Genomic DNA, 23,328 nt, shown 5'->3' on the forward strand with positions numbered 1-23,328 from the left:
CGGCCCCCACTTCCAGGAGCGTCATGAATCTCTACAAGCGTCTCGATACGCGTCTGCAGGAAAATGCGGATGGTTTCGGTCCACTCCGGGGCACGCTGCCCCTGGGCCGCATTGGAATGATATGGCTGGCGGCCAATTTTGTTGTCACTACGCTGCTGACCGGAACCCTGTTCGTGCCAGCGGTCAGCTTCACCGACGCCCTCCTCATGATCGTCATCGGTACGGTCGGCGGCGCCGTCGTGCTTACCCTGGTCGGCAACATTGGTACGCGCACGGGACTGCCGACCATGGCGATCACCCGTGGAGCGTTCGGTACGCGAGGAACCCTCCTGCCGGTGGCCGCGAATGTCATCATCCTGATGGGCTGGAGCTGGGTGCAGGCGATGCTGGCCGGTGTGACGGTCAACTATCTCGTCGAGTCGGCGACCGGATTCTCCAACCCGATCCTCTTCGCAGTCCTGGCCCAAACCCTGGTGGTCGCATTGGCCATCCTCGGACATGAGGGCATCGCCAAAGTCGAGCCGTGGCTCGCCGTCATCATCCTGGCAATCATGGGTTATGTCTTCGTCACTGCATTCACCGCTTTCAATCCGGCAGAATTCGCCGCCATTGAAGTGGACGAGTCCCTTGGGTTCACCAATTTCGTGGTGCTGGACATTGTGATTGCCACAGCCATTTCCTGGACGGTGCTCTCAGCCGACTTCAACCGGCTGGCAAGGTCAAGCCGCGCAGGCATTCTTGGCTCCGGTATTGGTTACGTCGTCTCGACTGTGCTCGCCATGACGCTTGGTGCCACCGCCATCGGCTATGTCATCCTGTCCGGGGGTCCCGCTGCGCCGTTCGACCCGACTGTTATCGTCGCAGCTTTCGGCACCCCGCTGGCCATTGTCATCTTCATGTCGGTCATGGCCACCAACACCATGGTGGTGTATGGAATGGTGACGTCGGTCGTCAACGCGCAGGCGCATTGGAATTTCCGCTTCCTGCCCACCGCGCTCGTGGTCGGAGTGATCTCGATCATCGGTTCCACCTGGCTCGCCCTTCTGAACCAGTTCACGGACTTCCTCGTAATGATCGGTGCGTTCTTCATACCGGTGTTCGCCATCATGATCGTTGATTACTACATCATCAAGCGCGGTAGCTACACGCTCGACATCCTGCGTGAGGGCCCAGGGCGCTACTGGTACACGGCAGGGGTGAACCGGGCGGCAATCGCCGTATGGGTAGTCGGTGCGGCGGTCTCCTACATACTCACCTACCTATGGCCGAGCCCCATCGGTGCCACCATCCCGGCCTTTGTTCTCAGTTTCATCCTGTATCTCGCGTTCTCTTTCCGGGGCCGACGTGTCGAGGAGGAACCCGCCGGTCATCTGGCGGAGGAGGCCCGGCTTGGGAAGGTACGTTGACCTCAGCCACCCGATCACCTCAGGGATGCAGGTCTTCCCCGGTGATCCTCAGGTCGCCCTCGCGCCTTCGTTGACCGTCAGCGAAAATGGCGTGTCTGTTATGGCCGTACACCTCGGCTCCCACTCCGGAACACATATCGACGCGCCGTCCCACAGTATTGAGAGTGGTCGTACGATCAGCGATGTCGGTCTGGACGAATTGGCAGGAGCTGCTGCCATTGTGCAGGTAAGCGGGCTTGCGCCCGGAGAGGAGATCGCCTTTTCGCGGTTTGCGGATCAGGTTGATGAGGTCGTGCCGCCGATAGTTATTCTGGCAACTGGTTGGGACCGCATGTTCGGGACAGAGGCCTACCTCAACCACCCGTACCTTGCCCCTGACGCGGCCGCGGAACTCTCGGACCGCGGCATGCGCGTCCTGGGAATTGACACTCTGAGCCCGGACCCCACGTTGCAGGAGGACGACTCTTTCCAGCTACCGGTTCATGACCTGATTCTGGGCCGCGACGGTTTGATCGTTGAGAATCTGCGCGGTGTTAGCGAGCTCCCTGCCCGCTGCTGGGTAGGTATGTTCCCGTTGCCGCTGCGGGACGCGGACGGTGCTCCTGTCCGCGCCGTGGCCGGGACTGAAGCGTAGCGACAGGAAAAGACTGACCTCCGCCCGATCAGGAGACGGTGCGGCGGCCCTCGAAGGCGCGGCCGAGGGTGATCTCGTCGGCGTACTCAAGATCGCCGCCCACGGGAAGGCCGGAAGCCAGGCGGGTGACCTTGATGCCGATGGTTTTCAGCATGCGCACCAAGTATGTGGCTGTTGCTTCGCCCTCGAGGTTGGGGTCAGTGGCGATGATGATTTCCTGAACCTGGTCATCGGAGAGACGGTTCAGCAACTCTCGGATTCGCAATTGCTCGGGGCCGATCCCGGCAATCGGATTGATGGACCCCCCGAGCACGTGGTACTTCCCGCGGAAGGAACGCGTACGTTCGACGGCGATAACGTCCTTGGACTCTTCGACCACGCAGATCGCAGAGGGATCACGCCGGGGGTCACGGCAGATGCCACAGGTCTCCTGCTCTGCGACGTTGCCGCAGATTGTGCAGAACTTGACCTTCTCCTTGACGGTGACAATCGCGTTGACGAGACGTTTCATGTCGTCCCCATCGGCTTCAAGAATGTGGAACGCGATGCGCTGTGCCGACTTGGGGCCCACGCCGGGCAGGCGTCCCAGCTCATCGATGAGCTCCTGAACTGCGCCTTCGTACACGGGGTTGCCTTAGCTGTAGGTGGTGCTGAGTTGGCCGGGCTGGACTGACCGGTCCCTTACTGGTCGAGGCTGCGTTCTTCGATCAGCCGACCGTTGAGGATTCGTTCGATCGCCTGACGTCCAACAAGCCCGGACTGTTCGATGGTTTCGTCATCCGCACTGGGAATGTCCTCGACGTATTTCAAGTCTACGGCTCCGGTCTGACGCCCCTGCGGCTGCGGCCGGGCTGCTTCAGCCCGCGCGGCTTCATCGAGCAGCTGCTGGTAGCGGCTTGGACGCACCGAAGGCTCCTCCTCGAAGGGGGGCTCCTCGGGACCCGGGTCCTCAGAGTCCTGTGGCGGTTCGACTCTGAGCCAGTCGTCGGTTGCTGCTGGTGCGCTGGGGCTCTGTTGTGCTTGAGGCTGCTGCACGCGCTCGCTACGCGGAGGGTTCTGGACAGAGGTTTGTCGCCCGGGAACCTGCGGGGTCTGGGCTTGCTGCGCTGGTTCTTGCTGTGCCGGTTCTTGCTGTGCCGGTTCTTGCCGGGAATCGGGCTGTTGCGTGACCTGCTGTGCGGTGGGGCGCTGCACGGGGTTCTGCTGCGCGGGCACGCCCTCTGCGGGGTTCAGATGGGCGGGCACGCCCTCTGCGTTGTTCTGATGCGCGGGCACGCCCTCTGCCGGGTCGGCATGGCTGGGGACCCCCCAGGCATCATCGGCCGCCGTTGCGGATGCTTCACCATTCGAGGCTGGTGAAACGGACTTGTTGGCGCCAGGGTGTCCCTGCGCCTTTGCCGGCTCGTTCCGGCTAGTAGGTACTTTTGGGTCGGGTTCACCCGCTGCCGCGGCGCCGTCGTGGATAGCTTCGATCGAGCAGGTCAGGCCAAGCACCTTGTTGATTGCCTGCTTGAGGTTGTCCGTGTGCTGGCCACGCTGGAAGCCGAGCGCGTTCCCTTGCGACGCGAAAGCCAGTGTGAGTTGGTTGTCGCTGAAGGATCGCGGCTTTGCGTCCGCGTTGACGTTCAACCAGGTACTGCGCTTGATGCGGGCAAGCTCATCCATGATTTCTGGCCAGGCTCTGCGGATCATTTCGATCTGCCCGGATCCCTGTCCTGCCGGTGCCCCAGCCGAAGGCTGCGGCGCCTGGGGAGATGTTTGGGGAGGGCCAGACGGCTGCGGTAGCGACCCGCGCGGAGCCTGCGACTCATTCTCCGAGGTTGGACGCCCGGGGGCCGCCGGTTGCTGCTGAGGTGCGGGTGGTTCCGACGGCTGCGGCGTGCGCGCGTCTTTCGAACTGCCTTCCTCGGACTTGCGCGGTTCAGGCGGCATTCCCCATCCGCCACCCCAATCCGCAGCAGCAGGTTCCTGTGTCGATGGGGTTGCCCGCTCCAGCTTCTCCGCAGGAGCCGGGGCTTCCTGCTGAACGGGTGCGGCCTGCGCAGAGGCAGGCTTAGCGGGAGAGGGCTGGGAGGGTGCAGGCTGCGACGCAGAGGGCTGTGATGCGGGCGCCTGAGGCGCAGCCGGCGGTGCGGCAGCCGGCTGCGGGGGTGTGGCTTGCGCAGAGGCAGGCTGCTTAGCGGCAGCAGCCTGTCGTGAGGAATCCGGCTGGGAGGGGGCTGACTGGGACTCAGACGGGACGGGTGCCGCCATCGCGGTGCTCGCGTCCGGAAGGCCGCTGGCGTAACTGAGGCGGCGTTCAATGCGGTCAACCCGGGCGAGAGTCCCCTGTTCCGACTGGTCGGCAGCGGGCAGCAGGACCCGGGCGCACAGCAGTTCAAGATGGAGGCGCGGAGAGGTGGCTCCGGTCATCTCGGTCAGTGCCGTGTTGGTGATGTCTGCGGCGCGCGACAGCTCAGCCCGCCCAAGCTGCTGCGCCTGGGTTCGCATGCGGTTCAGTTGATCGTCAGGGATGCCGCGCAGGATAGACGCTGCGGCATCGGGTACGGCGTTCACGATGATCAGGTCGCGGAACCGTTCGAGAAGGTCCTCGACGAAGCGCCGGGGATCATGACCGGTTTGGATGACACGGTCAACAGCGCCGAAGACGGTAGCGGAATCATCCGCCGCAATGGCATCGACCACATCGTCCAGCAGTGATGCGTGGGTGTAACCGAGGAGCGACACGGCCAGCTCATAATCCAGCCCGGACGCCCCCGCGCCGGCCATCAGCTGATCCAGCACCGACAGGGAATCCCGCACAGACCCGCCGCCCGCACGAACCACGAGGGAGAGGACGCCGGGTGCCACCGGGATGTTCTCCTGGTTGCACAGGAGCTCCAGGTAGGCCATCAACGGCTCCGGCGGCACCAGCCGGAACGGATAGTGGTGCGTACGGGAACGGATGGTCCCGATCACCTTGTCCGGCTCGGTGGTGGCGAAGATGAACTTGATGTGTTCCGGCGGCTCTTCGACGATCTTCAGCAGCGCGTTGAAGCCCGCGCTGGTGACCATGTGCGCCTCATCGATGATGAAGATCTTGAAGCGGTCACGGACCGGAGCGAAAGTGGCACGCTCACGGAGGTCACGGGCGTCGTCGACACCACCGTGTGACGCAGCGTCGATCTCGATGACATCCAGGCTGCCCGAGCCGTTACGGGCGAGTTCAACACAGCTGTCGCAGGTGCCGCAAGGGACCGGAGTGGGGCCCTGTGCGCAGTTGAGGCAGCGCGCGAGAATGCGGGCAGAGGTGGTCTTGCCGCAGCCGCGCGGGCCGGAAAAGAGGTAGGCGTGATTGACCCTGTCCTTGGAGATTGCCGTCATCAGTGGTTCGGTGACGTGCTCCTGACCGATCACGTCGGAGAAGGTCTCCGGACGGTACCGGCGGTAAAGGGCTGTACTCACAGAAGAACTCTATCGGTTGGGTGGGGCCGCGGCGGCATCGGTGGAGGACAGGTGGGCAGGGTTCACAATCCATGGTTCACGGGGCAACGACTGCGGATCAAATACCCTCAACGCAGCCTCCAGTGAGCTGTCCGGCAAGCCGAGCGATCGCAGGATAAGCGCCCGGATTTCCGCGACTTCCCAGCCCGCCGCGGTGAGTGCTTCGAGAGTGACGGCGCCGTCCCGCTTGGCCAGCCGGCGTCGTTCGGGGTTGAGCGCCAGCGGGACGTGCGCGTACTCAACGGGAGGCAGGCCGAGTAGTAACCCGAGATAGGCCTGGCGCGGTGCTGAACTCAGCAGGTCATCGCCGCGGACCACCTGGTCGATGCCTTGCTCGGCATCGTCAACCACGACGGCAAGGTTGTAGGCGGGCACCCCGTCATTGCGAACCACCACGAAGTCGTCCACGGCACCGGTGTACGGACCGTGGAGGACGTCGCGAATCTCATAATGCTCGACGTCGGTGCGCAACCTCAGCGCGGCCGGCCGCACCCGACTGGCCGCTTCCCGCTCTGATTCCGGGAGGTTCCGGCAGGTGCCTGGGTAGTGGCCGGGAAGAACATGCGGAGCGGACGCAGCCTCGGCGATGTCGCGGCGCGTGCAGAAGCACTCGAAAAGGCGCCCGTCGCGCTGGAGGCGGCTGACGGCGTCGTCGTAATGGTGCTGCCGCTCGCTCTGCCGGGCGACCTCGCCATCCCAGGAAAGCCCGACGGCGGCGAGCTCAGCAAGCTGCTCGTCCTCCGCTCCGGCGCGGACGCGGTCAAGGTCCTCGACGCGCAGCAGGAACCGGCGGCCGGTGGAGCGGGCGAAGAGCCAGGCGAGGACCGCAGTCCGAAGGTTCCCCACGTGAAGTTCGCCCGTGGGGCTTGGCGCGAAGCGGCCGGCGGTCACTGATTCTCCTGATGGAAGTCGCTGGAACGAAACGTGTTGTCAGGGAACGTAAAGACCCCTCATGCACCTGCCAGAGCCCGCCTACCCTTGCTACCTTCCGGTCCTGGGGGAGTTCAACAGGATGACACCACATGAGGGGCCGCGTAATAGTCTACACAAACTGCCGGGAGGGTCGCCTGCTCCGGCAGTTACCTCCCGATTCGGCACATCTGGCATGTACGGGTATTCTGGAACCTGCTCCAAATGAGGAGGATTCGCCTAGCGGCCTATGGCGCACGCCTGGAACGCGTGTTGGGTTAACGCCCTCGGGGGTTCAAATCCCCCATCCTCCGCAGTAAACATGCACCCCGGTCCACACGGCCGGGGTGCTTTGCTTTGTGCCTGAGGTCGAGCTAGCCCACTACCGCCAGCGCACGCGGCACGCTCCTGATCTTCACCGACGTGTGCGCCGGGGCAGACCGGACTTCCCCGTCGATCTGGTAGGGAATCGGCTTCAGCGTCGTGAACTCGTAATATCCCATGCTGGGCTGGTCACCGAGTCCCTTGGTTGTCGCCCGAAGCGCCCGCAGCAGGATTCGCCACTTTGCCTGGTGGGCGAAGGTGATGACCTCGAACTTGCCGTCAGAGGCGTCGTCGTCGGCTTCGCTGAGCGTGGCGTACTTCGCCATCTGCGAGATGTTGGCGAAGACCAAGCTGTCGAAGCGGCGGCGCTTGCCGTCGTTCTGGCGAATCTCGAACGGGCGGAACTTTGCGAAGGTGCGGACCACAGTGAACATTTCCTTGAAGGCACCCTTGCTGCCTTTCTCAAGATCGATGGCAACGATGGGGGTCAGTCCGAACCCTATATAGGAGTGGGCATAGACCGAGTGGGCATCAGAACCCGCCTCAACACTGATTTCCAACAGGTCGATCCTGCGGACCGAGCCTTCAAGGATGGCGTCCGCAAGCGGCTGCCGGTTGATGGTGCGATGATGGTCATTGGCATTTCCGGCCGCGAGGACGGCGCTGGCAGCATTCGCGTTTGAGCTCGCCATCACACCGTTCACCACTTCGTTATAACCGCCGTCGCCACTCACCGACACAACGAGCACCTTGCCTCCGCTGTCGGCAGCGTTACGGGCCAGTTCGACGGCGTGACCCGCGTGAGCGGTTGGGTGCAGTTCCACCCTTGCCGGGTAATGCAGGGAATCCTTGAGTTGTTGCTGCAGCTCCGCTGCCAGCTTCGGAGCGTCTCCAGTGCTGTTGGGGTTGAAGATAATTGAGATGGTGTCGAATGATTGCGATGTGTTCATGCTGGGCGCCTCCGGGCGTTTTTCGAGGCCGCCTCCGCGACGGGCTCTGAAGTAATCGTAAGCCTGCTGAGTAAAGTATTCTTGAGTGAACCGTACTAACGGTGGAGTATTGAGTTCACACGGACACGGCACCAGCCGTGATCTGACAGCTTTCGGCCATGTGCCCACCTGTGAGGAGTTTCGATTGGACCTGCAGGGATGATGATCCGGCGACCGAGGCTGAAACACGCTGTTTCCGCACTGACAACTCCGCTGGCGCCGGAAGATTTCATGGCGCTGTTCAACCCGGTATTTTCCTCCCGCCAGTTGCGCGGAATCGTCACCAAAGTGGTGCCGGAGACGGATGACTCAGTCACCATCTATTTTCACCCCGGCCGCGGGTGGAAAGCTCATCGCGCAGGGCAGTGGGCGCGTATCGGAGTTGAACTGGACGGCGTCCGCCATTGGCGCTCGTATTCCCTGAGCGCCGCAGCGGGCCAGGATCCAGCGATTACCGTCACGGACATGGGTGCGGTGTCCGGGGTCCTGGTGCGCGAAACCAAGCCGGGGGACGTCCTGTTCCTCGCTCCACCGCAGGGCAGCTTCGTGCTTCCCGACAGGCCCCGCCCGCTCCTGATGCTGACCGCAGGCAGCGGTATCACGCCGGTGATGTCCATGATCCGTACCCTGGTTCCGCGACGTCCCGATGCGGACGTTGTCCTGATCCATTCGGCGAGAACGCCCTTGAAGAGCCTCTTTGTGGAGGAGCTTCGTGAGCTTGCAGACCAGTTCCGCCAGTTCCGGGTGAAGTTGTGGTTCACTGCCGAGCACGGCCGTATCGACTTCACAACCCCGGACACTCTGGACGAGCTCTGCGAGGACTGGCGGGAGAGGGCAGCCTACGCGTGCGGTCCGGAGGAGTTCCTTCAAAGTGCCGAGTCGCTGTGGGAAGGCCAGGCAAGACTGCCTGGAGGGAGCCTGACCATCGAACGGTTCACCACAACGCTCGCGGGCGGGAGTGGGAACGACGGCGGTCTGGTCACCTTTGAGGCCTCCGACCGCGAAGTGGAAGCCGACGGTGATACCCCGCTTTTGGAGGTGGGGGAGGATGCGGGCCTGCTCATGCCGAGCGGCTGCCGCATGGGCATTTGCCACAGTTGTTTGCTTCCGCTCCGCGCGGGACAAGTCCGGGACCTCCGCACCAACGAAATACATGGGGACCCAGGCCAGTTAATCCAAACGTGCGTTTCGGCGGCAGCCGGACCGGTGAACCTCGATATCTAAGGAGTGAGGGTATGACAAACCTCGTAGAACAAGTGTCAGAGGACACAGCAGTAGAGAAATCCGCACCCCGCCGACGGCCCGGAGCGCTCGCCGAAACCGGGCATCCGCTCGTTCGTCCGCCCGCGGCCGCGCATCTCTCGGACGAGCAGGTCGCGGAGCTGGCCCGTGAACTCGACGCCATCCGGGACGAAGTACTCGGACGCCGCGGGCAGCACGACGCGAACTATATCCGACGGGTGATCAAGGCCCAGCGCGCCCTCGAGTTCGGCGGACGCGCAGCGCTGCTCTCTGGCCGGAACAAGACGGCCTGGGTGGCCGGCACCACGATGCTGAGCTTCGCCAAAATCCTCGAGAACATGGAGCTCGGCCACAACATCCTGCACGGCCAGTGGGACTGGATGCGGGACCCGGACATCCACTCGACCACCTGGGACTGGGATTTCGTTACCCCGACGCGGTCCTGGCAGCACACCCACAATGACCTGCACCACCGCTGGACCAACGTCGTGGGCAAGGACCGTGACGTCGGCTACAACCTCCTGCGCATGGACGATGACCAGCCCTGGAAGCCCTTCAACCTGGGCAACCCCGTGTATAACGCCGTACTTGCGCCGCTCTTCGAGTGGGGAATTGCCCTCTACGACCTGGAGATCCCGGAGTACAAGGAGGGCCTCAAGTCCAAAGAGGCTATGAGGAGAGACCTCCAGGCTCTCGGCCGCAAGGCCGCCAAGCAGTTCGGCAAGGACTACCTTGCGACACCTGCGGTGGCCATGCTCACTGGGTCGGGCCGGCGTGCGCTGTTCGGAACGCTCACCGCTAACGCTGTGCGAAACGTCTGGGCCCACGCGGTGATCTTCTGCGGGCACTTCCCCGCCGGCACCGACACCTTCACGGAAGAGATGGTCGACGGCGAGACCCGCGGCGACTGGTATGTCCGGCAGATGATCGGGTCGGCGAACATCTCCGGCTCGAAGTTCATGCACCTGATGACAGGCAACCTCTCGCACCAGATCGAGCACCACCTGTTCCCGGACCTGCCGTCGAACCGTTATCACGAGATTGCCCCCAAGGTCCGGGAAATCTGCGATCGCTACGGACTGCCGTACACCACGGGGCCGCTGCTCAAGCAGGTCGGCTCTGCCTGGGCGAAGGTCTTCCGGCTCGCAGTGCCTGACCGCAAGCCCGCGACCGCCTAGGACGCAGGCGCGGAGCTCAGCTGCCGGTAGGCGGGTGCGGGGATTGCACCCGCCTGATCCGGCGAAGCGCCGCGGCCTCGCTCGGTCCCTGGCGGCCCAGCCCGAGCTTGAGTACCCCGAGCACCAGCAGGACCGCAGGCTTCACAGGCAGAGGCAAGGGACCGATATGCGGCAGCGAAAGCCCGAGCAGCTCTCGTTGCCGCGGAGTGAGGGTGGCCACTGCACCGGCAAAGAGAACCCGGTAGCCCGGCCGCTGTGACCGCGGAAGGGGCGGGCGCTTGATGTAGGCCAGCGCGTCCTGCACCTGGTGGCTGGAGGTGAGCTCGTCGTCGTACGCGGCAAGCTGCGCGCGCAGCTCGGCGACGTTGCGCGGCGGATCGGTCAGACCCATCAGTTCACCGGCTACTGCCCACTGCCCGACGTACTCATCGGGACCGCCCGGGAAGCTGAGCCCGTACGTCTGGTGCGCGCTGAGGAAAGAGTCCGTGAAGGCCAGATGGACCCAGCGCAGCAGGTGCGGATCGTTGGCGCTGTAGGAATGTTCGACGCCGTTCGCGTCCTCGTATGTACCGGTCACTTTCTCATGCAGGCGGCGCACCCATCCGGAAGCGTTGCGTGCGGCCTCGGTGGACCCGTAGGTGACGGTAAAGATCCAGCGGATCGTGTTGGCGAGCCGGCCAAGCGGGTCTTCGCGGAAGTCGGAGTGGGCGTACACGCCGGCCATCGCGCCGGGGTGCAGCGCCTGCAGCAAAAGCGCACGAATGCCGCCCACGGTCGGGGTCATGGAACTGTGGACCGCCCATACGGCGGACCCGGGAGCGAAGTAGCCGACGTCGTCGCCCTCAGCCAGTTCTTCGGTCCAGGCCGGCGGTGCGGCGCCCGTGCCGGTGAAGGTGTTCTTGAGTTCGATCCGAAGACGGGTGAAAGGTGACGCCATTGCACCAGTATGCGCGGTCAACCGGGTGGCTACATCCGGACAGGCATCGCTGACGAACCTCAATCAGCAACGCATTCAAGCGAAATTCCTAATACCAAGGAGCATCAGTGCCACTGCAAAACCTTCACGACATCCCGCTGACCATGATCGACGGCACCGAACGCAGCTTCGGCGACTTCAAAGGGAAGACCGTTCTGGTGGTGAACGTTGCCTCCCAGTGCGGATTCACTCCGCAGTACACTGCGCTGGAGGCGCTCTACCGGAAGTACGCGGACCAGGGCCTGGTGGTGCTGGGGGTACCGAGTAACCAGTTCATGGGACAGGAACCCGGTACGGAGGAGGACATCCAGGCCTTCTGCTCCAGTACCTTCGACGTCACCTTTCCGCTGACGAAGAAGAGCGACGTCCGGGGCCGCGACCAGCATCCCCTCTACGCCGAGCTCACGAAGTTCAAGACCGGACCCTTGCCGGGACTGGTGAAGTGGAACTTCGAGAAGTTCCTGGTGAACGACGCCGGCACTGTGGTTGCGCGGTTCGCACCCACAGTGGAACCCGACTCCGAGGAGGTCGTCGCAGCGATCGAGAAGGCGCTGCAGTCCTGAGGGAGTTTCAGTCCTAGATGGAGGAGACCGCGATGTCAGCGCAGCGCAGCAGGAAGGCGGCACCGGCGTCGTCATTGGTCAGTTCGCCCTCGGTGAGGACGGGGTAGGGCTTCTCCGGCACTCCGTCGGCGGGCCGGACGTCGACGTGGGCGACGCTGTACCCGTGTTCGTGGAGGTAGTCGGCCATGGCGTAGTCGGTGCGTGAATCGCCGACGGTCCGCCAGGTGTGTGGGATGTTCCCGTCGAGCAGCCGCAGCGCACGCTCGGCGCCTAGGTCCTTGCCCACACGCACCGATTCGATGTCGGTGGAGATGATGGTCGGGTCCACCCGGTAGTCCACGCTGTCGTCGCTGTCCGGAAGGTGGTGTGACAGGCGGCAAACGCCCATGTCGAAGCGCTGCATGAGCTTGAGGACCGCGGCGTCGAACGGCCCCTGCCGGTCGAGGTAGTCCACGTTTTCGACGTCGAGGCGCTGCTCGATCGACACCATGGCGCGCTTGGTTTCGTCGAAGAACATGTGGTCGGCAAACTCGTCTTCGACGAGGCGGCGCACCTCGTTTCCAAACTCCTGCGACAACGCGAGGGTCTCGTCCACCTGCACCTCGGTTGCTCCATTGCTGCCGAAGCTGAACCAGGTGGCACCCTTTTCGCAGATGGCGTGGAAGGTGATGCCCTCGGGAATGCAGGCGGCAACCATCGGCTTCATGACCTCTTCGCGGATGAACTCATCCGACCGGCCGGTGTTGAAGATGACGGGCCAGCCAGCTCCCGCCAGACTGATGAGCGCGTCAATGATTTCGGGCCGTACAGTCCGCGTGACGGGGCTGGCAACCGGCCCGTCGACGTCGAGCAGGAGGCCGATGGGGGCAGGTCCGGTCAGCGAAGAAGTCACCGCCCAAGTATCGGCGGAACCGGTCACCCCTGGGAAATCGATGACGTCTCAGGGCCAAGGGTTTCTCCAAGGTATGGAGATAAAACTTAGGACCTGCAGCATCCACGCATGACATAGAGGCGAGTAATGGCGATCGAAAGATTCGCGCTGGCCGGGCAGGATGCGGCTGACCTGATGCCTGGGGAGGCAGCCGATCGTCCCGACGGTATCACGCGAAGAGTATTTGGCATTCTGATAGGCGCCGGTGCACTGGGCACCGCAGCAGGCTGGGGCATAATCTCCGCCGCCGGGGGCACCGAGGAGGTTCCGACGTCGTTCGGTTCCGTCCGGATCGCAGCCGCCGAGCGGCAGTCCCGGCTGATCGGGGCAACCGGTGCACCCACAACCAGCGCACATTCCCCACACGGGACCGCTTCATCAGCAGGCGCCGCCCAACCGTTCAACCACACCTGGGGCGAACACCTGGCAGTGAAGCTCAATGTGCACAACACCTCCGAGCGCAACGTGTTGTTTGCACCAGGGCAGCTGCGCCTCATCGTCACGAAAACGACGACGGTGACCAACCGTGCAGCCGACGTATCAAAGATCCTGCTGCCCGCCGGCTCACATCGCAGCCTGTGGATCAGCTTCCTCGTCCCGAGCGGCGCATCAAGCCTCGCGGCACAGTTCACGGACCCCTGGGGCGGCCCGGCTCCGCTGGTGCTTGCGCTTCCTCGAATCTCCGTTCGACCCGGCTCCCTGGAGGACAACCATGGCTGAGCAGCTGCCTCCGGAAATACTCGCCCGCGCGGACCTCCTGAAACTGGGTGCGGCCGCCGGCATGGGATTTGCTGCCCTGCCGCTGGTGCGACCCGGCACCCCACCGTCGCGGACGGCCCGCACGTCCATTCCACTGGCGTTGGCGCCGTTGCCGGGCGTGCTGGACCTCTACATCAATGAGGGCTACCTCAAGATGGTCGACGACACGCTCGTCTACCACCGCGGCTTCGGCAGCAGGCCCACCGACATTGATGACGCCAGTCCGAGTCTTGGGATGGACCCGACGGTCATCACGGTGGCCGGCGAGGTAATCCCGAGCCGCAGTTATCCGCTCGGGGCACCCCTGCCCCCGCGCGGCACACCAACCCCGGTCGGCCCCGACCCTGCCAACCTGGGCCAATACTTCATCCGCCGCAACTACTGGGCAAGCTATCTCCCGCAGCGGACCATCATCGCCGAGTTGGGCAGTACTGTCCGGCTGCGCGTGCAGAACCGGCTGAACAAGCCGCACACCCTTACGGTGCATGGGGCAGGGCCCGACGGCGGCGACCTCACCACCGGTCCCATTGCCCCCGACTCGGTGGCCCTCCTGGAGTTCGATTGCCCCGGGCCCGGGACCTACATCTTCGCCGATCCGACGAACGCCCCGGTGGAACGGGTCCTGGGCCTCTATGGGGTGCTCGTGGTCATGGACCCGGCGCACCAGTGGGACATCGCGGCGGACGGCGCAACGTTCGAGCGCCAGTGGCTCTGGATCTCCCACGCAGTTGAGCCCCGGTGGGCGTCCATGGAGGCCTCGGGCCAGACCGTAAATCCTGCGCAAACCCGGGCGGTTCCCCGGTATTTCACCCTCAACGGTCGCAGCGGGTTCGAATCCCTCGGCATCACGTACGACGACGCGGTCAACCTGGCCACGGAGGAGGAAACCCTGATTTCAGGATATCCGCGACAGCTCGATGTACGTCAGTTCGGCGAGGGGACCGAGCTGGGAACCCTGCGCGGCGGGCAGCTGGTGCGGTTGGTTAACCCCGGGATTGTTTTCCACCAGATGCACTTCCATGGAAACCATATCTGGACGGTTCGCCGGAACAATGCGGACTGGCCCCGTCATGAGGGATTCGTCGACAGCGACGGCCACGTGGTCCTACAGCAGTGGGAGGACGTCGTTGAACTGGAGCCGATGGACCGCAAGGACTGCATCATCCCGATCAAGCGACCGCCGGACGCCATCGATCCGGTCTGGTTTGCCCGCACCGGCGACTGGGTTTACCCCATGCACTGCCATGCGGAACCGTCACAGACCGCAGCCGGCGGCCTTTATCCCGGCGGCCTTGTTGCCCACTGGACCCTCAAGGGCCCCAATCCAGGAGCCACGCAGTGAAAATCTCCCGCCGGAAGCGCTCTGACCGTCGCTCGGCGCGCAAAACAGCCAAACCGACCCGTCAGCCCACAGCCTCCCCGTCACCAAGTGCGACGACCAGTCCGAGCGCGACAACCAGCCCTTCTCCCAGCGCAAGCACCAGCGCCTCGTCATCCGCTTCCGCATCAGCCAGCGCGACGGCGGCCGCGTCACCTACTCCAACGGCCGCAGCTGCACCTGAGACGGAACCGACGCTGCATCACCGGTTCGAGAGCCAGGTGGACTTCAGTTCTGCGCAACTGGAGGTGCTGAACCCGGTCACCGAGTTCCGCCAAACCCCGGCGGTCGCCGTCGACTTCGCATTCCACAGCCGGGATCTGCGCATGGACGACCGCGCGCTGTTCGAGATGTGGAGCTTCGAGGACGACCGGTACGAGCGCGGGTTCCCCGGGCCGACCCTCCGGGTTCAGGAGGGCAAGGTGTTCCACGCCACGGTGCATCCGAGCAAGGGCCCGCACACCATCCACTGGCACGGCATGGAGCCGGATCCCCGGAACGACGGCGTCGGGCACACATCCTTCGAGGTGGACGGACAGTACACCTACCAGATGCAGCCGGAAGCCGGCCGTCCCGGTGACCCCAACTACGGGGCAGCCGGAACCTACTTTTACCACTGCCACGTCAATACTCCGCTGCACGTTCAGATGGGGATGTTCGGTCCGCTCGTGATCGACCCTGTAGTGCACCCCGACTATCCGGTGAGTCCTGGAGCCCGCCGTGCCTTCGTGGACGGGCCGGAGTACGACATCGACACCGAGGCACTCTTCGCTCCCTATTGCCTGGATCCGCGCTGGCACCAGATGAACCATGCGGACGGACTGTCCGGGGAAGACACCGGCCTCAACCGGTTCGAACCCCGGCATTTCTACCTACTGGGCGGCGAACTGGCGCGGCGTCCCGCTGGTCAGGAGCGTGTGTGGAGCCTGTCCAAACTGCGGGCCAACGTCAAGGGAGGGCCGAAGAAGCCGACCCTGCTGCGAACGGTGAATGCCAACTATCTGCCAAATCTGGTGACCTTCACCGACGCAGCAGGGGTGGAAGTTCCTATTGCCGAGTTGATTTCCCATGACGGGCGCCCGTTCCGGGATACCTCCGTGCCCGGCGCACCCGCGCTGAGCTGCAGAGATTCAGGCTATCCACTCACAACCAGCAGGCTGGCCTATGGTGCCGCTGAACGCTTCGATATGCTGCTTCACCCGCCGGCGCCCGGCAGGTATTACCTTCACATCGAGTGGGAGGACTGGATCACCGGGGCTGTCGTTGGAAAGCGGTCGGTTCCAATAGACGCGACCTGACCCCTCCGGAAAAGACTGATAACCAATTCGGTGGCGACGGGGGCGCCTCCAGAGCGTCACATTCCCTTGGGGCGATATCTTGCCTAGGCTGTATTGGTGATCTTCAAAGCAGTGAGTGATGGACGCCCATATCCCGACCACGGACACGTGACGCCCAAGGACTGGGCAGGCGTAGCACCGCGCCAGGTCCGGCTGGACGAACTCGTCACCACCAAAACCACCCTCGACCTTGAGGCGCTGCTGGCAGAAGACTCCACATTCTTCGGCGATCTGTTCCCGCACGTGGTGCAGTGGAACGACACGCTGTATCTCGAGGACGGACTGCACCGGGCCGTGCGTACGGCGCTTCATCAGCGCACCATCCTCCATGCACGCGTCCTGGTCATCGATGAATAGGCCTCCCAGACGAAAGCCCATCCGGTCCAAGAAGAACCCGATCGAGTGGCACGGTCACCGCATTGTTACCGAGAACGATCTCGAAACGGTCTTCGCTGACGACGGCAATGTGGAGCGGCCCCACGTCTACATGCGCAGGCTGCGACACGGCGTGGTCCTGGTGCTGCTCGTCGCGCTGTTGGCAGCGGCAGTGCTCTTCGCGCTCGCCCTGGCAAGGGGAGACATCAAGCTCGCTGCAAGCGAGCCGACGCCCAGCCCCGTGAGCGCGTGCCCTGCCGGCCCGTTCGAGCTCGTTGATCCAGCCACCGTCACCGTGAATATTCTCAACAGCACCAGCATCGCCGGTCTGGCCGGCAACGCGGCGGCCGCCCTCGAGGAACGCGGGTTCGTGTTGGGGGCCATCGGCAACCGCTCGGTAGGCCAGACCAACATGACCGCAATCATCGTTTCCGGGCCGTCCGGGTATGAGCAGGCATTCACGTTGCAGCGCGCCATCCCGGGTACAACCTACGTCGAGGACGAGCGGCCGGACGACACCGTGGACGTGGTCCTCGGCTCCGAGTTCGAGGCCCTGGTGCCGGCAGAAGAAGTCAACACCGAACCGGGTGCCCTCACCTGTGAGTTGCCGTCCACGGCTAGCGCCACGCCGTCGCCGTCCGCTCCCTGACCGGCGCCTGAGGCCAGCCGGATCGGACGACCGACGACGGTCGCGGCCGCTTCGCTAGCAGCCGTCCGGACCGCAGGCCTCGCCGTCGGCTGTGGCAGAGACGGGGATCAGAGGGTGGGCTTCCTGCCACGCCTGATCCAACGCCTGCCGGAACAGCTCAACCGGCTGCGCGCCGGAGATGCCGTATTTCCGGTCGATGACGAAGAACGGCACGCCGCTGACGCCCAGGGTCTGCGCTTCGCTGATGTCCCGCCGTACGTCGTCGGCGAATCGGTCGCCGGCCATGGTGTCGCGGACCGACTGCTCATCGATGCCAAGGTCCTGTCCCAGCTTCACGAGGACATCGATATCGGAGGTGTTCAGTCCCTGTTCGAAGTGCGCCGAGAGGATCGCTTCCTTGGCTTCGTTGCCCAGACCCAGCGACTTGGCGAGATGCAGGAAACGGTGGGCGGTGAAGCTGTTACCGACAACAACGGAGTCGAAGTCGAAGTTCACCCCGACGTCGTCGGCTGAGGACGTGAGCTGGTTCCACATCTGGCGGACCTGCTCCGGAGCGATGCCCTTGCGTTCGGAAAGGTACTGCTGTTCCGTGCCGTCGTAGTGGTCGGGGAGGTTGGGATCAAGCTGGAAGCTCTTCCACGTGACCTCCACCTTGTCACGGTGCGGAAATTCAGCGAGGGCCTTCTCGAAGCGGCGCTTGCCGACGAAGCACCACGGGCATTTGACGTCTGACCAGATTTCAATGTGCATACCTTTCGCAACGGAACGACGGCGGCGTGCTATTCCCGCGCACCGCCGTCGTGCCGTTACACGCCGCGTTGAGTTGGCAGGACACACCCCGTTACCCCGGGCTTTCGCGGTGTGTCCTGCCAACTCGAGGGGAGGCGCTACCGCTGGAGGGCCGGCGAAGGACGCCGTCCGGTGCAGAGATGCCGGCTGTAGGCGGGAAGCGTGAGGAATTCAGGGAAGTCCTCGCCGAGGGCCACTTCCTCGAACAGTTGGCGGGCGTCGTCGTACCGGTCATCGTCGAAGCGGGGGAGCCGCTCGAATTCCTCCTCCAGCAGTTCCGAAACCCATTCGCGGGTGATGATTTCGCCGGTGTCGGTGACCGCGTGGACGTGGATCCACTGCCAGATCTGCGAACGGGAGATCTCGGCGGTGGCAGCGTCCTCCATCAGGTTCTTCAGCGTCACCGCGCCGTTGCCGCGCAGCCAGGCCTCAAGATAGCGGACCCCCACCTCAAGGTTGGTGCGGATTCCCGCCTCCGTGATGAGGCCCTGCGTGCCGGTGAGGTCGATGAGCGCGCGGGCATCGGGCACCACGTCGGTGCGCTGACGGTCCAGCTGGTTGGGCTGCTCGCCCAGTACGACGTCGAACACCGCCCGCGCAACCGGAACGAGGTCCGGATGGGCCACCCACGAGCCGTCGAAACCGTCACCGGCCTCCCGCGTCTTCTCCGTGTGGGCTCGTTCAAGTGCGACGGCGTTGACGGCCTCGTCGCGCCGGCTGGGGACGAAAGCGGCTGGGCCGCCGATGGCGTGTGCGCCGCGGCGGTGGCACGCACGTACCAGCTGCTCGGTGTAGGCGCGCATGAACGGTGCGGTCATGGTGACCATGGCGCGGTCAGGCAGGACGAACCGGGGGCCGCGCAGCCGGAAGTTCTTGATCATCGAGAAGATGTAGTCCCACCGGCCGGCGTTCAGGCCGGAGGAGTGCTCGCGGAGTTCGTAGAGGATTTCCTCCATTTCGAAGGCCGCGGTGATGGTCTCGATCAGCACGGTTGCGCGGATGGTCCCGCGCGGAATGCCGAGCAGTTGCTGGGCCCGGATGAACACGTCGTTCCACAGCCGGGCCTCAAGATGATTCTCGAGCTTGGGCAGGTAGAAGTAGGGTCCGCGGCCGGAGTCAATGAGCCGGTAGGCGTTGTGGAAGAGGTAGAGGCCGAAGTCGGCGATACCGCCCGAGATGGGTTCGCCGTCGATCAGAATGTGCTGCTCGGGCAGGTGCCACCCGCGGGGACGTACAACGACGGTCGGCAGCTTCTCCCCGAGGCGGTAGTCCTTGCCATCCTCGGTGGTGAAGTCGATCCGGCGCCGCAGGGCGTCGTGGAGGTTCAGCTGTCCGTTGATGACGTTGGACCAGGTGGGGGTCAGCGAGTCCTCGAGGTCTGCCAGCCACACGTTTGCGCCGGAGTTCAGGGCGTTGACCGTCATTTTGCGGTCCACGGGACCGGTGATTTCCACGCGGCGGTCCTCCAGGCCGGGAGCCGGGGGCGCGACCCGCCAGCCGTCGTCGTTCCTTATGTGTGCGGTGTGAGTAAGGAAGCGCGGGTCTTCGCCGCGGGCGATGCGGTTACGGGCTTCCCGCCGGCGCTGCAGCAGCTCCTGCCGGCGCGGCTCGGCGAACAAGTGGATTTCCCGGAGGAAGTCCAGCGCTTCGGAGGTGAGGATTTCGCTCTGCCGGGGAATCGGCAGGGCGGTGAGGGTGATGCCGTTGATGTTCATGGGAAAACTCCTTTAAGAGCTGCGTTGAGTTGGCAGGACACACCCCGAATGGGCGCCCATAAGGGGTGTGTCCTGCCGACTCACGGGAGAGAGCGAGGGGTTAGGAGAACTGCTGGGTCTCGGTGGAGCCAGCCAGGGCGAGTGTGCTGCCGGTCGGGTTGAGGGCACTGGCTACCTGGTCGAAGTAGCCGGTGCCGACCTCGCGCTGATGCCGGGTGGCGGTGTAGCCGCGGGATTCGGAGGCGAACTCTTTCTCCTGGAGCTCGACGTAGGCGCTCATGCCTTCCCGGGCGTAGCCGTGGGCGAGGTCGAACATCGAGTAGTGCAGGGCGTGGAACCCGGCCAGGGTGATGAACTGGAACGTGAAGCCCATGGCGCCGAGCTCTCGCTGGAACTTCGCGATAGTCGCGTCGTCGAGGTGCTTGCGCCAGTTGAACGACGGCGAGCAGTTATATGCGAGCATCTGGTCGGGGAACTCGTCCTTGACTGCTTCAGCGAAGCGCCGGGCCAGTTCGAGGTCGGGAGTGCCGGTCTCCATCCAGATCAGGTCCGCATAGGGGGCGTAGGCGTGAGCGCGGGCGATGCACGGCTCAATCCCGTTGCGTACCTCGTAGAACCCCTCGGGCGTGCGACCGCCGGTCAGGAAGGGCCGGTCCCGTTCGTCGACGTCGGAGGTAATCAGGGTGGCTGCCTCGGCGTCGGTCCGGGCCACGATCACCGATGGGACACCGGCGACGTCGGCCGCGAGCCTCGCCGCGTTCAGTGTCCGGACGTGCTGCTGCGTGGGGATGAGGACCTTGCCGCCGAGGTGTCCGCATTTCTTCTCGGACGCGAGCTGGTCCTCCCAATGAACCCCCGAGGCGCCGGCGGCAATCATCGACTTCATCAGTTCGAAGGCGTTCAGCGGCCCACCGAAACCAGCCTCCGCATCGGCGACGATGGGCACCAGCCAGTCTTCAACGGAACGCACGCCCTCAGCCCATTCGATCTGGTCCGCACGCCGCAATGCGTTGTTGATCCGCCGTACAACCTGTGGAACCGAGTTCGCCGGGTACAGCGACTGGTCGGGATAGGTCTGGCCGGACAGGTTGGCATCCGCGGCGACCTGCCAGCCGGACAGGTAGATGGCCTTCAGCCCGGCCTTCACCTGCTGCACGGCCTGGTTTCCGGTCAGGGCACCGAGGGCGTGCGTGTACTCACCGGACTGTGCCTGGGCGGTGAGCTGATTCCACAATTTCTCTGCTCCGCGACGGGCGAGCGTGTGCTCCTCCTGCACGCGGCCCCGAAGGCGAACGACGTCGGCGGCCGAGTAATCACGCTGGATCCCTTCCCAGCGCGGATCGGCTGACCACTCGAGCTCGAGCTCCCGAATGGCCTCGGCGCGTGCATCATTGTCGATCGGGTTGTGGGCGTCCTGCGTCATTGCTTTTCTCCTTCCGTGAGGCGACTTTGCCTCGGCGGTAAATGCTGATGAAATCAACAATTCGCCATCCTGCGCACTCGATCTAGAGCTAACCTCTGGAAAGAAACGCATTTCTTCGCGTATCGTCAAGAAATGACGACTTCGAGCTGGACTCGCACCCGGCCCCCGGAAGGTGAGCAAGCCCCCGAGGGTGAGGACGCCATCAGCCTGGGCCGCCGCCTGCGGCACCTGCGCAAGAGCCGGCGCATGACGCTGGAGGAGCTGGGCGCCGTCGTCGGGACCGCGCCGTCCCAGCTCTCGCTCATGGAGAACGGGAAGCGGGAGCCGCGGCTGGGCATGCTGCAATCGCTCGCAAAGGCGCTCGAGGTGAGCGTCGACCAGCTGCTGGGTGCTGAGCCGCCGAGCCGGCGCGCCGCGCTGGAGATTGCGCTGGAGCGGGCCCAACGCGGGCCGCTGTATGAATCACTGGGATTGCCGAAGGTCCGGACATCGGCGCGGCTGCCGATGGAGGCGCTCGAGGCCCTCGTCGGGCTGCAGGCGGAACTCGAGCGTCGGATGAATGAGCAGGTCGCCACCCCGGAGGAGGCCCGCCGCGCCAACGCCGAACTGCGCGGCATCATGCGCCGGCAGAACAACTACTTCCCCGATATCGAGGCCGAGGCGCAGAAGGTTCTGGAATCTGTCGGCCACACCAGCGGGCCACTCTCGCAGCATCTCATCGCCGACATCGCAGCCCATCTCGGATTCGCGCTGCACCACGTGAGCGACCTGCCGCACTCCACCCGCTCGGTGACGGACCTGAAGAACCGGCGCATCTACCTCACACAGTTCCAGCGCACCGACCATGACCCGCGGTCCGTGCTCCTCCAGGCATTGGGCCATTACGTTCTGAAACATGAGACCCCCGAGAACTACCGGGAGTTCCTCCGGCAACGCGTGGCAACCAACTACTTCGCGGCGGCGCTGCTGCTGCCCGAGAAGGCCACAGTGAAGTTCCTCCAGACGGCGAAAGCCGCCAAGGAAATAGCCGTCGAGGACATCCGGGACGCCTTCGCCGTCTCCTACGAAACCGCAGCCCACCGCTTCACCAACCTCGCAACCGAACACCTCGGCATCCCCACCCACTTCCAAAAGACCCACCAGAGCGGAATCATCTACAAGGCCTACGAGAACGACGGCGTAACGTTCCCGCAGGACCATACCGGCGCCATCGAGGGCCAGCCTTCGTGCCGGAAGTGGACCTCACGGGTGGTGTTCGACGTACCCGACAGGTTCTCGGCCTACAGCCAGTACACCGACACACCCAGCGGCACCTACTGGTGCACCGCTCGGACCGAGCGGGCAGCGGCCGGCGAGTTCTCCCTCAGCGTCGGGGTGCCCTACGCGCACGTGAAGTGGTTCAGGGGACGCGAAACCACCATCCGTGGTGAGTCCCGCTGCCCGGAGGAATCATGTTGCAAGCTGCCGCCGTCGTCGTTGGCGCAGGAATGGTACGGCTTTGCCTGGCCGAGCGCGCGGGCGCATTCGCATCTGCTGGCGGCCATGCCCCCGGGCGCCTTCCCCGGCGTGGACGAGACCGAGGTCTATTCCTTCCTCCAGACGCACTCGGGCTAGCGGTTGTACAGTGGAGCCACTCGAACAGGAGCCAGATGCTTTTTGCCAATGACACCGAAGAGGGATTGCGGAGCGCCGCCGCGCTCGTGAACACCGAGGACGGCGAACAGCTTTCCGACGTCGAAACCCTAGACCGCTTCGCCCGCGACTGGAACTGGACCGGCAACCTTACGCTTGATGATGCTGAGCTCGACGCCGTCCGCCGCCTTCGCCCGCGTCTGCGGGAGCTGTGGAGCGGGGATGAAGACTTCGTCGTGGAATCGGTGAACGCGCTGCTGCGTGAGTTCAACGCCCTGCCGCAGCTGGTCCGCCACGACTCCTGGGACTACCACATTCACGCGACCCCACGGGAGGCACCGCTGTCTGCCCGGATGGCGGTCGAGGCGGCAATGGCCTTCGTCGACCTGGTCCGCAGCAAGGAGTTGGGCCGGCTTCGGACCTGCGCATCGCCGGATTGCGAAAACGTGCTCGTGGACCTGTCGAAAAACCGGTCCCGTCGGTTCTGCGAATCGGGCTGCGGGAACCGGGCGGCCGTCGCGGCATACCGTGCGCGGCTGGCTGAGCGGGCGGAGTCGGCCTAGCATCATCCCCGCGAGTCGAACGCGAAGAAAGCCCCCGGTGTTTTGGACTGCACCGGGGGCTTCTGTCGTACTT

The 23,328-nt window shown here is 64.4% G+C and carries 21 protein-coding genes, 1 tRNA gene and 1 other RNA gene; 13 read left to right on the forward strand and 10 right to left on the reverse strand.

Annotated elements, in window-relative coordinates; genetic code table 11:
- Positions 1–23: 23 nt before the first annotated feature.
- Both AC4D2M_RS14075 and AC4D2M_RS14080 read left to right on the forward strand, forming a co-directional pair.
- Positions 24–1,406, forward strand: coding sequence for a purine-cytosine permease family protein (locus AC4D2M_RS14075; protein WP_490892518.1), 1,383 nt, complete (start codon positions 24–26; stop codon positions 1,404–1,406).
- Positions 1,390–2,040 (forward strand): cyclase family protein, encoded by a 651-nt coding sequence (locus AC4D2M_RS14080; protein WP_490892519.1) that lies wholly within the window; start codon positions 1,390–1,392, stop codon positions 2,038–2,040. Before AC4D2M_RS14075 ends, AC4D2M_RS14080 begins: the two co-directional genes overlap by 17 nt.
- 28 nt (positions 2,041–2,068) lie before the next feature.
- Here AC4D2M_RS14080 and recR read toward each other — a convergent pair whose 3' ends face one another.
- The 4 genes from recR to ffs form a co-directional block, all read right to left on the reverse strand.
- Entirely contained in the window at positions 2,069–2,665 is a 597-nt protein-coding gene (gene recR / locus AC4D2M_RS14085; protein ID WP_490892520.1) for a recombination mediator RecR, read from the reverse strand.
- 56 nt (positions 2,666–2,721) lie between these two features.
- Positions 2,722–5,484 (reverse strand): DNA polymerase III subunit gamma and tau, encoded by a 2,763-nt coding sequence (locus AC4D2M_RS14090; RefSeq protein ID WP_490892521.1) that lies wholly within the window; start codon positions 5,482–5,484, stop codon positions 2,722–2,724.
- A gap of 9 nt (positions 5,485–5,493) precedes the next feature.
- Positions 5,494–6,414: a tRNA glutamyl-Q(34) synthetase GluQRS gene (gene gluQRS / locus AC4D2M_RS14095; RefSeq protein WP_490892522.1), complete on the reverse strand. Its 921-nt coding sequence runs from the start codon at positions 6,412–6,414 to the stop codon at positions 5,494–5,496.
- Positions 6,415–6,461: 47 nt separating this feature from the next.
- An RNA gene (gene ffs, locus AC4D2M_RS14100) (signal recognition particle sRNA small type) lies at positions 6,462–6,558 on the reverse strand.
- A gap of 103 nt (positions 6,559–6,661) precedes the next feature.
- On the opposite strand from ffs, the gene AC4D2M_RS14105 reads away from it, so the two are divergent.
- Positions 6,662–6,746: transfer RNA gene (locus tag AC4D2M_RS14105), tRNA-Ser, on the forward strand.
- Between the two features lie 60 nt (positions 6,747–6,806).
- Here the strand turns inward: AC4D2M_RS14105 and AC4D2M_RS14110 are convergent.
- Entirely contained in the window at positions 6,807–7,706 is a 900-nt protein-coding gene (locus tag AC4D2M_RS14110; protein ID WP_490892523.1) for a diacylglycerol/lipid kinase family protein, read from the reverse strand.
- A gap of 201 nt (positions 7,707–7,907) precedes the next feature.
- Between AC4D2M_RS14110 and AC4D2M_RS14115 the strand changes: the two genes are divergently transcribed.
- Together AC4D2M_RS14115 and AC4D2M_RS14120 are read left to right on the forward strand one after the other, a co-directional pair.
- Complete coding sequence (locus AC4D2M_RS14115) at positions 7,908–8,969, forward strand: ferredoxin reductase (protein ID WP_490892624.1); 1,062 nt, start codon at positions 7,908–7,910, stop codon at positions 8,967–8,969.
- Between the two features lie 11 nt (positions 8,970–8,980).
- On the forward strand, positions 8,981–10,165 hold the full coding sequence (locus tag AC4D2M_RS14120; protein WP_490892524.1) for a fatty acid desaturase family protein: 1,185 nt from the start codon (positions 8,981–8,983) through the stop codon (positions 10,163–10,165).
- 16 nt (positions 10,166–10,181) lie between these two features.
- Here AC4D2M_RS14120 and AC4D2M_RS14125 read toward each other — a convergent pair whose 3' ends face one another.
- The gene (locus tag AC4D2M_RS14125; protein WP_490892525.1) at positions 10,182–11,102 is read right to left on the reverse strand and encodes an oxygenase MpaB family protein; all 921 of its coding nucleotides are present in this window, start codon (positions 11,100–11,102) and stop codon (positions 10,182–10,184) included.
- 113 nt (positions 11,103–11,215) lie between these two features.
- Between AC4D2M_RS14125 and AC4D2M_RS14130 the strand changes: the two genes are divergently transcribed.
- Positions 11,216–11,704, forward strand: a complete 489-nt coding sequence (locus tag AC4D2M_RS14130) for a glutathione peroxidase (protein WP_490892625.1) — start codon at positions 11,216–11,218, stop codon at positions 11,702–11,704.
- A gap of 13 nt (positions 11,705–11,717) precedes the next feature.
- On the opposite strand, the gene AC4D2M_RS14135 is transcribed toward AC4D2M_RS14130, so the two are convergent.
- The gene (locus AC4D2M_RS14135) at positions 11,718–12,596 is read right to left on the reverse strand and encodes a Cof-type HAD-IIB family hydrolase (protein WP_490892526.1); all 879 of its coding nucleotides are present in this window, start codon (positions 12,594–12,596) and stop codon (positions 11,718–11,720) included.
- A 126-nt stretch (positions 12,597–12,722) separates the two neighbouring features.
- Here AC4D2M_RS14135 and AC4D2M_RS14140 point away from each other — a divergent pair, with 126 nt between their 5' ends.
- The 5 genes from AC4D2M_RS14140 (at position 12,723) to AC4D2M_RS14160 (ending at position 17,133) form a co-directional block, all read left to right on the forward strand.
- Complete coding sequence (locus tag AC4D2M_RS14140; protein ID WP_490892527.1) at positions 12,723–13,355, forward strand: DUF4352 domain-containing protein; 633 nt, start codon at positions 12,723–12,725, stop codon at positions 13,353–13,355.
- Positions 13,348–14,736 (forward strand): multicopper oxidase domain-containing protein, encoded by a 1,389-nt coding sequence (locus AC4D2M_RS14145; RefSeq protein ID WP_490892528.1) that lies wholly within the window; start codon positions 13,348–13,350, stop codon positions 14,734–14,736. Before AC4D2M_RS14140 ends, AC4D2M_RS14145 begins: the two co-directional genes overlap by 8 nt.
- Entirely contained in the window at positions 14,733–16,070 is a 1,338-nt protein-coding gene (locus AC4D2M_RS14150; RefSeq protein ID WP_490892529.1) for a multicopper oxidase domain-containing protein, read from the forward strand. Before AC4D2M_RS14145 ends, AC4D2M_RS14150 begins: the two co-directional genes overlap by 4 nt.
- Before the next feature lie 96 nt (positions 16,071–16,166).
- Positions 16,167–16,466, forward strand: a complete 300-nt coding sequence (locus tag AC4D2M_RS14155) for a type II toxin-antitoxin system VapB family antitoxin (protein WP_490892530.1) — start codon at positions 16,167–16,169, stop codon at positions 16,464–16,466.
- Positions 16,459–17,133, forward strand: a complete 675-nt coding sequence (locus AC4D2M_RS14160) for a LytR C-terminal domain-containing protein (protein ID WP_490892531.1) — start codon at positions 16,459–16,461, stop codon at positions 17,131–17,133. The genes AC4D2M_RS14155 and AC4D2M_RS14160 overlap by 8 nt, the downstream gene beginning before the upstream one ends.
- A gap of 54 nt (positions 17,134–17,187) precedes the next feature.
- Here the strand turns inward: AC4D2M_RS14160 and AC4D2M_RS14165 are convergent, their stop codons facing one another.
- The 3 genes from AC4D2M_RS14165 to aceA form a co-directional block, all read right to left on the reverse strand.
- The gene (locus AC4D2M_RS14165; RefSeq protein WP_490892532.1) at positions 17,188–17,883 is read right to left on the reverse strand and encodes a DsbA family oxidoreductase; all 696 of its coding nucleotides are present in this window, start codon (positions 17,881–17,883) and stop codon (positions 17,188–17,190) included.
- A gap of 137 nt (positions 17,884–18,020) precedes the next feature.
- The gene (aceB, locus tag AC4D2M_RS14170) at positions 18,021–19,637 is read right to left on the reverse strand and encodes a malate synthase A (protein WP_490892533.1); all 1,617 of its coding nucleotides are present in this window, start codon (positions 19,635–19,637) and stop codon (positions 18,021–18,023) included.
- Positions 19,638–19,737: 100 nt separating this feature from the next.
- Positions 19,738–21,060, reverse strand: a complete 1,323-nt coding sequence (aceA, locus tag AC4D2M_RS14175) for an isocitrate lyase (RefSeq protein ID WP_490892534.1) — start codon at positions 21,058–21,060, stop codon at positions 19,738–19,740.
- 132 nt (positions 21,061–21,192) lie between these two features.
- On the opposite strand from aceA, the gene AC4D2M_RS14180 reads away from it, so the two are divergent.
- Both AC4D2M_RS14180 and AC4D2M_RS14185 read left to right on the forward strand, forming a co-directional pair.
- On the forward strand, positions 21,193–22,674 hold the full coding sequence (locus tag AC4D2M_RS14180) for a helix-turn-helix domain-containing protein (RefSeq protein ID WP_490892535.1): 1,482 nt from the start codon (positions 21,193–21,195) through the stop codon (positions 22,672–22,674).
- 35 nt (positions 22,675–22,709) lie between these two features.
- Positions 22,710–23,255: a CGNR zinc finger domain-containing protein gene (locus tag AC4D2M_RS14185; RefSeq protein ID WP_490892536.1), complete on the forward strand. Its 546-nt coding sequence runs from the start codon at positions 22,710–22,712 to the stop codon at positions 23,253–23,255.
- Positions 23,256–23,328: the final 73 nt, after the last annotated feature.

Source organism: Arthrobacter sp. TJ-270 (assembly GCF_058269075.1).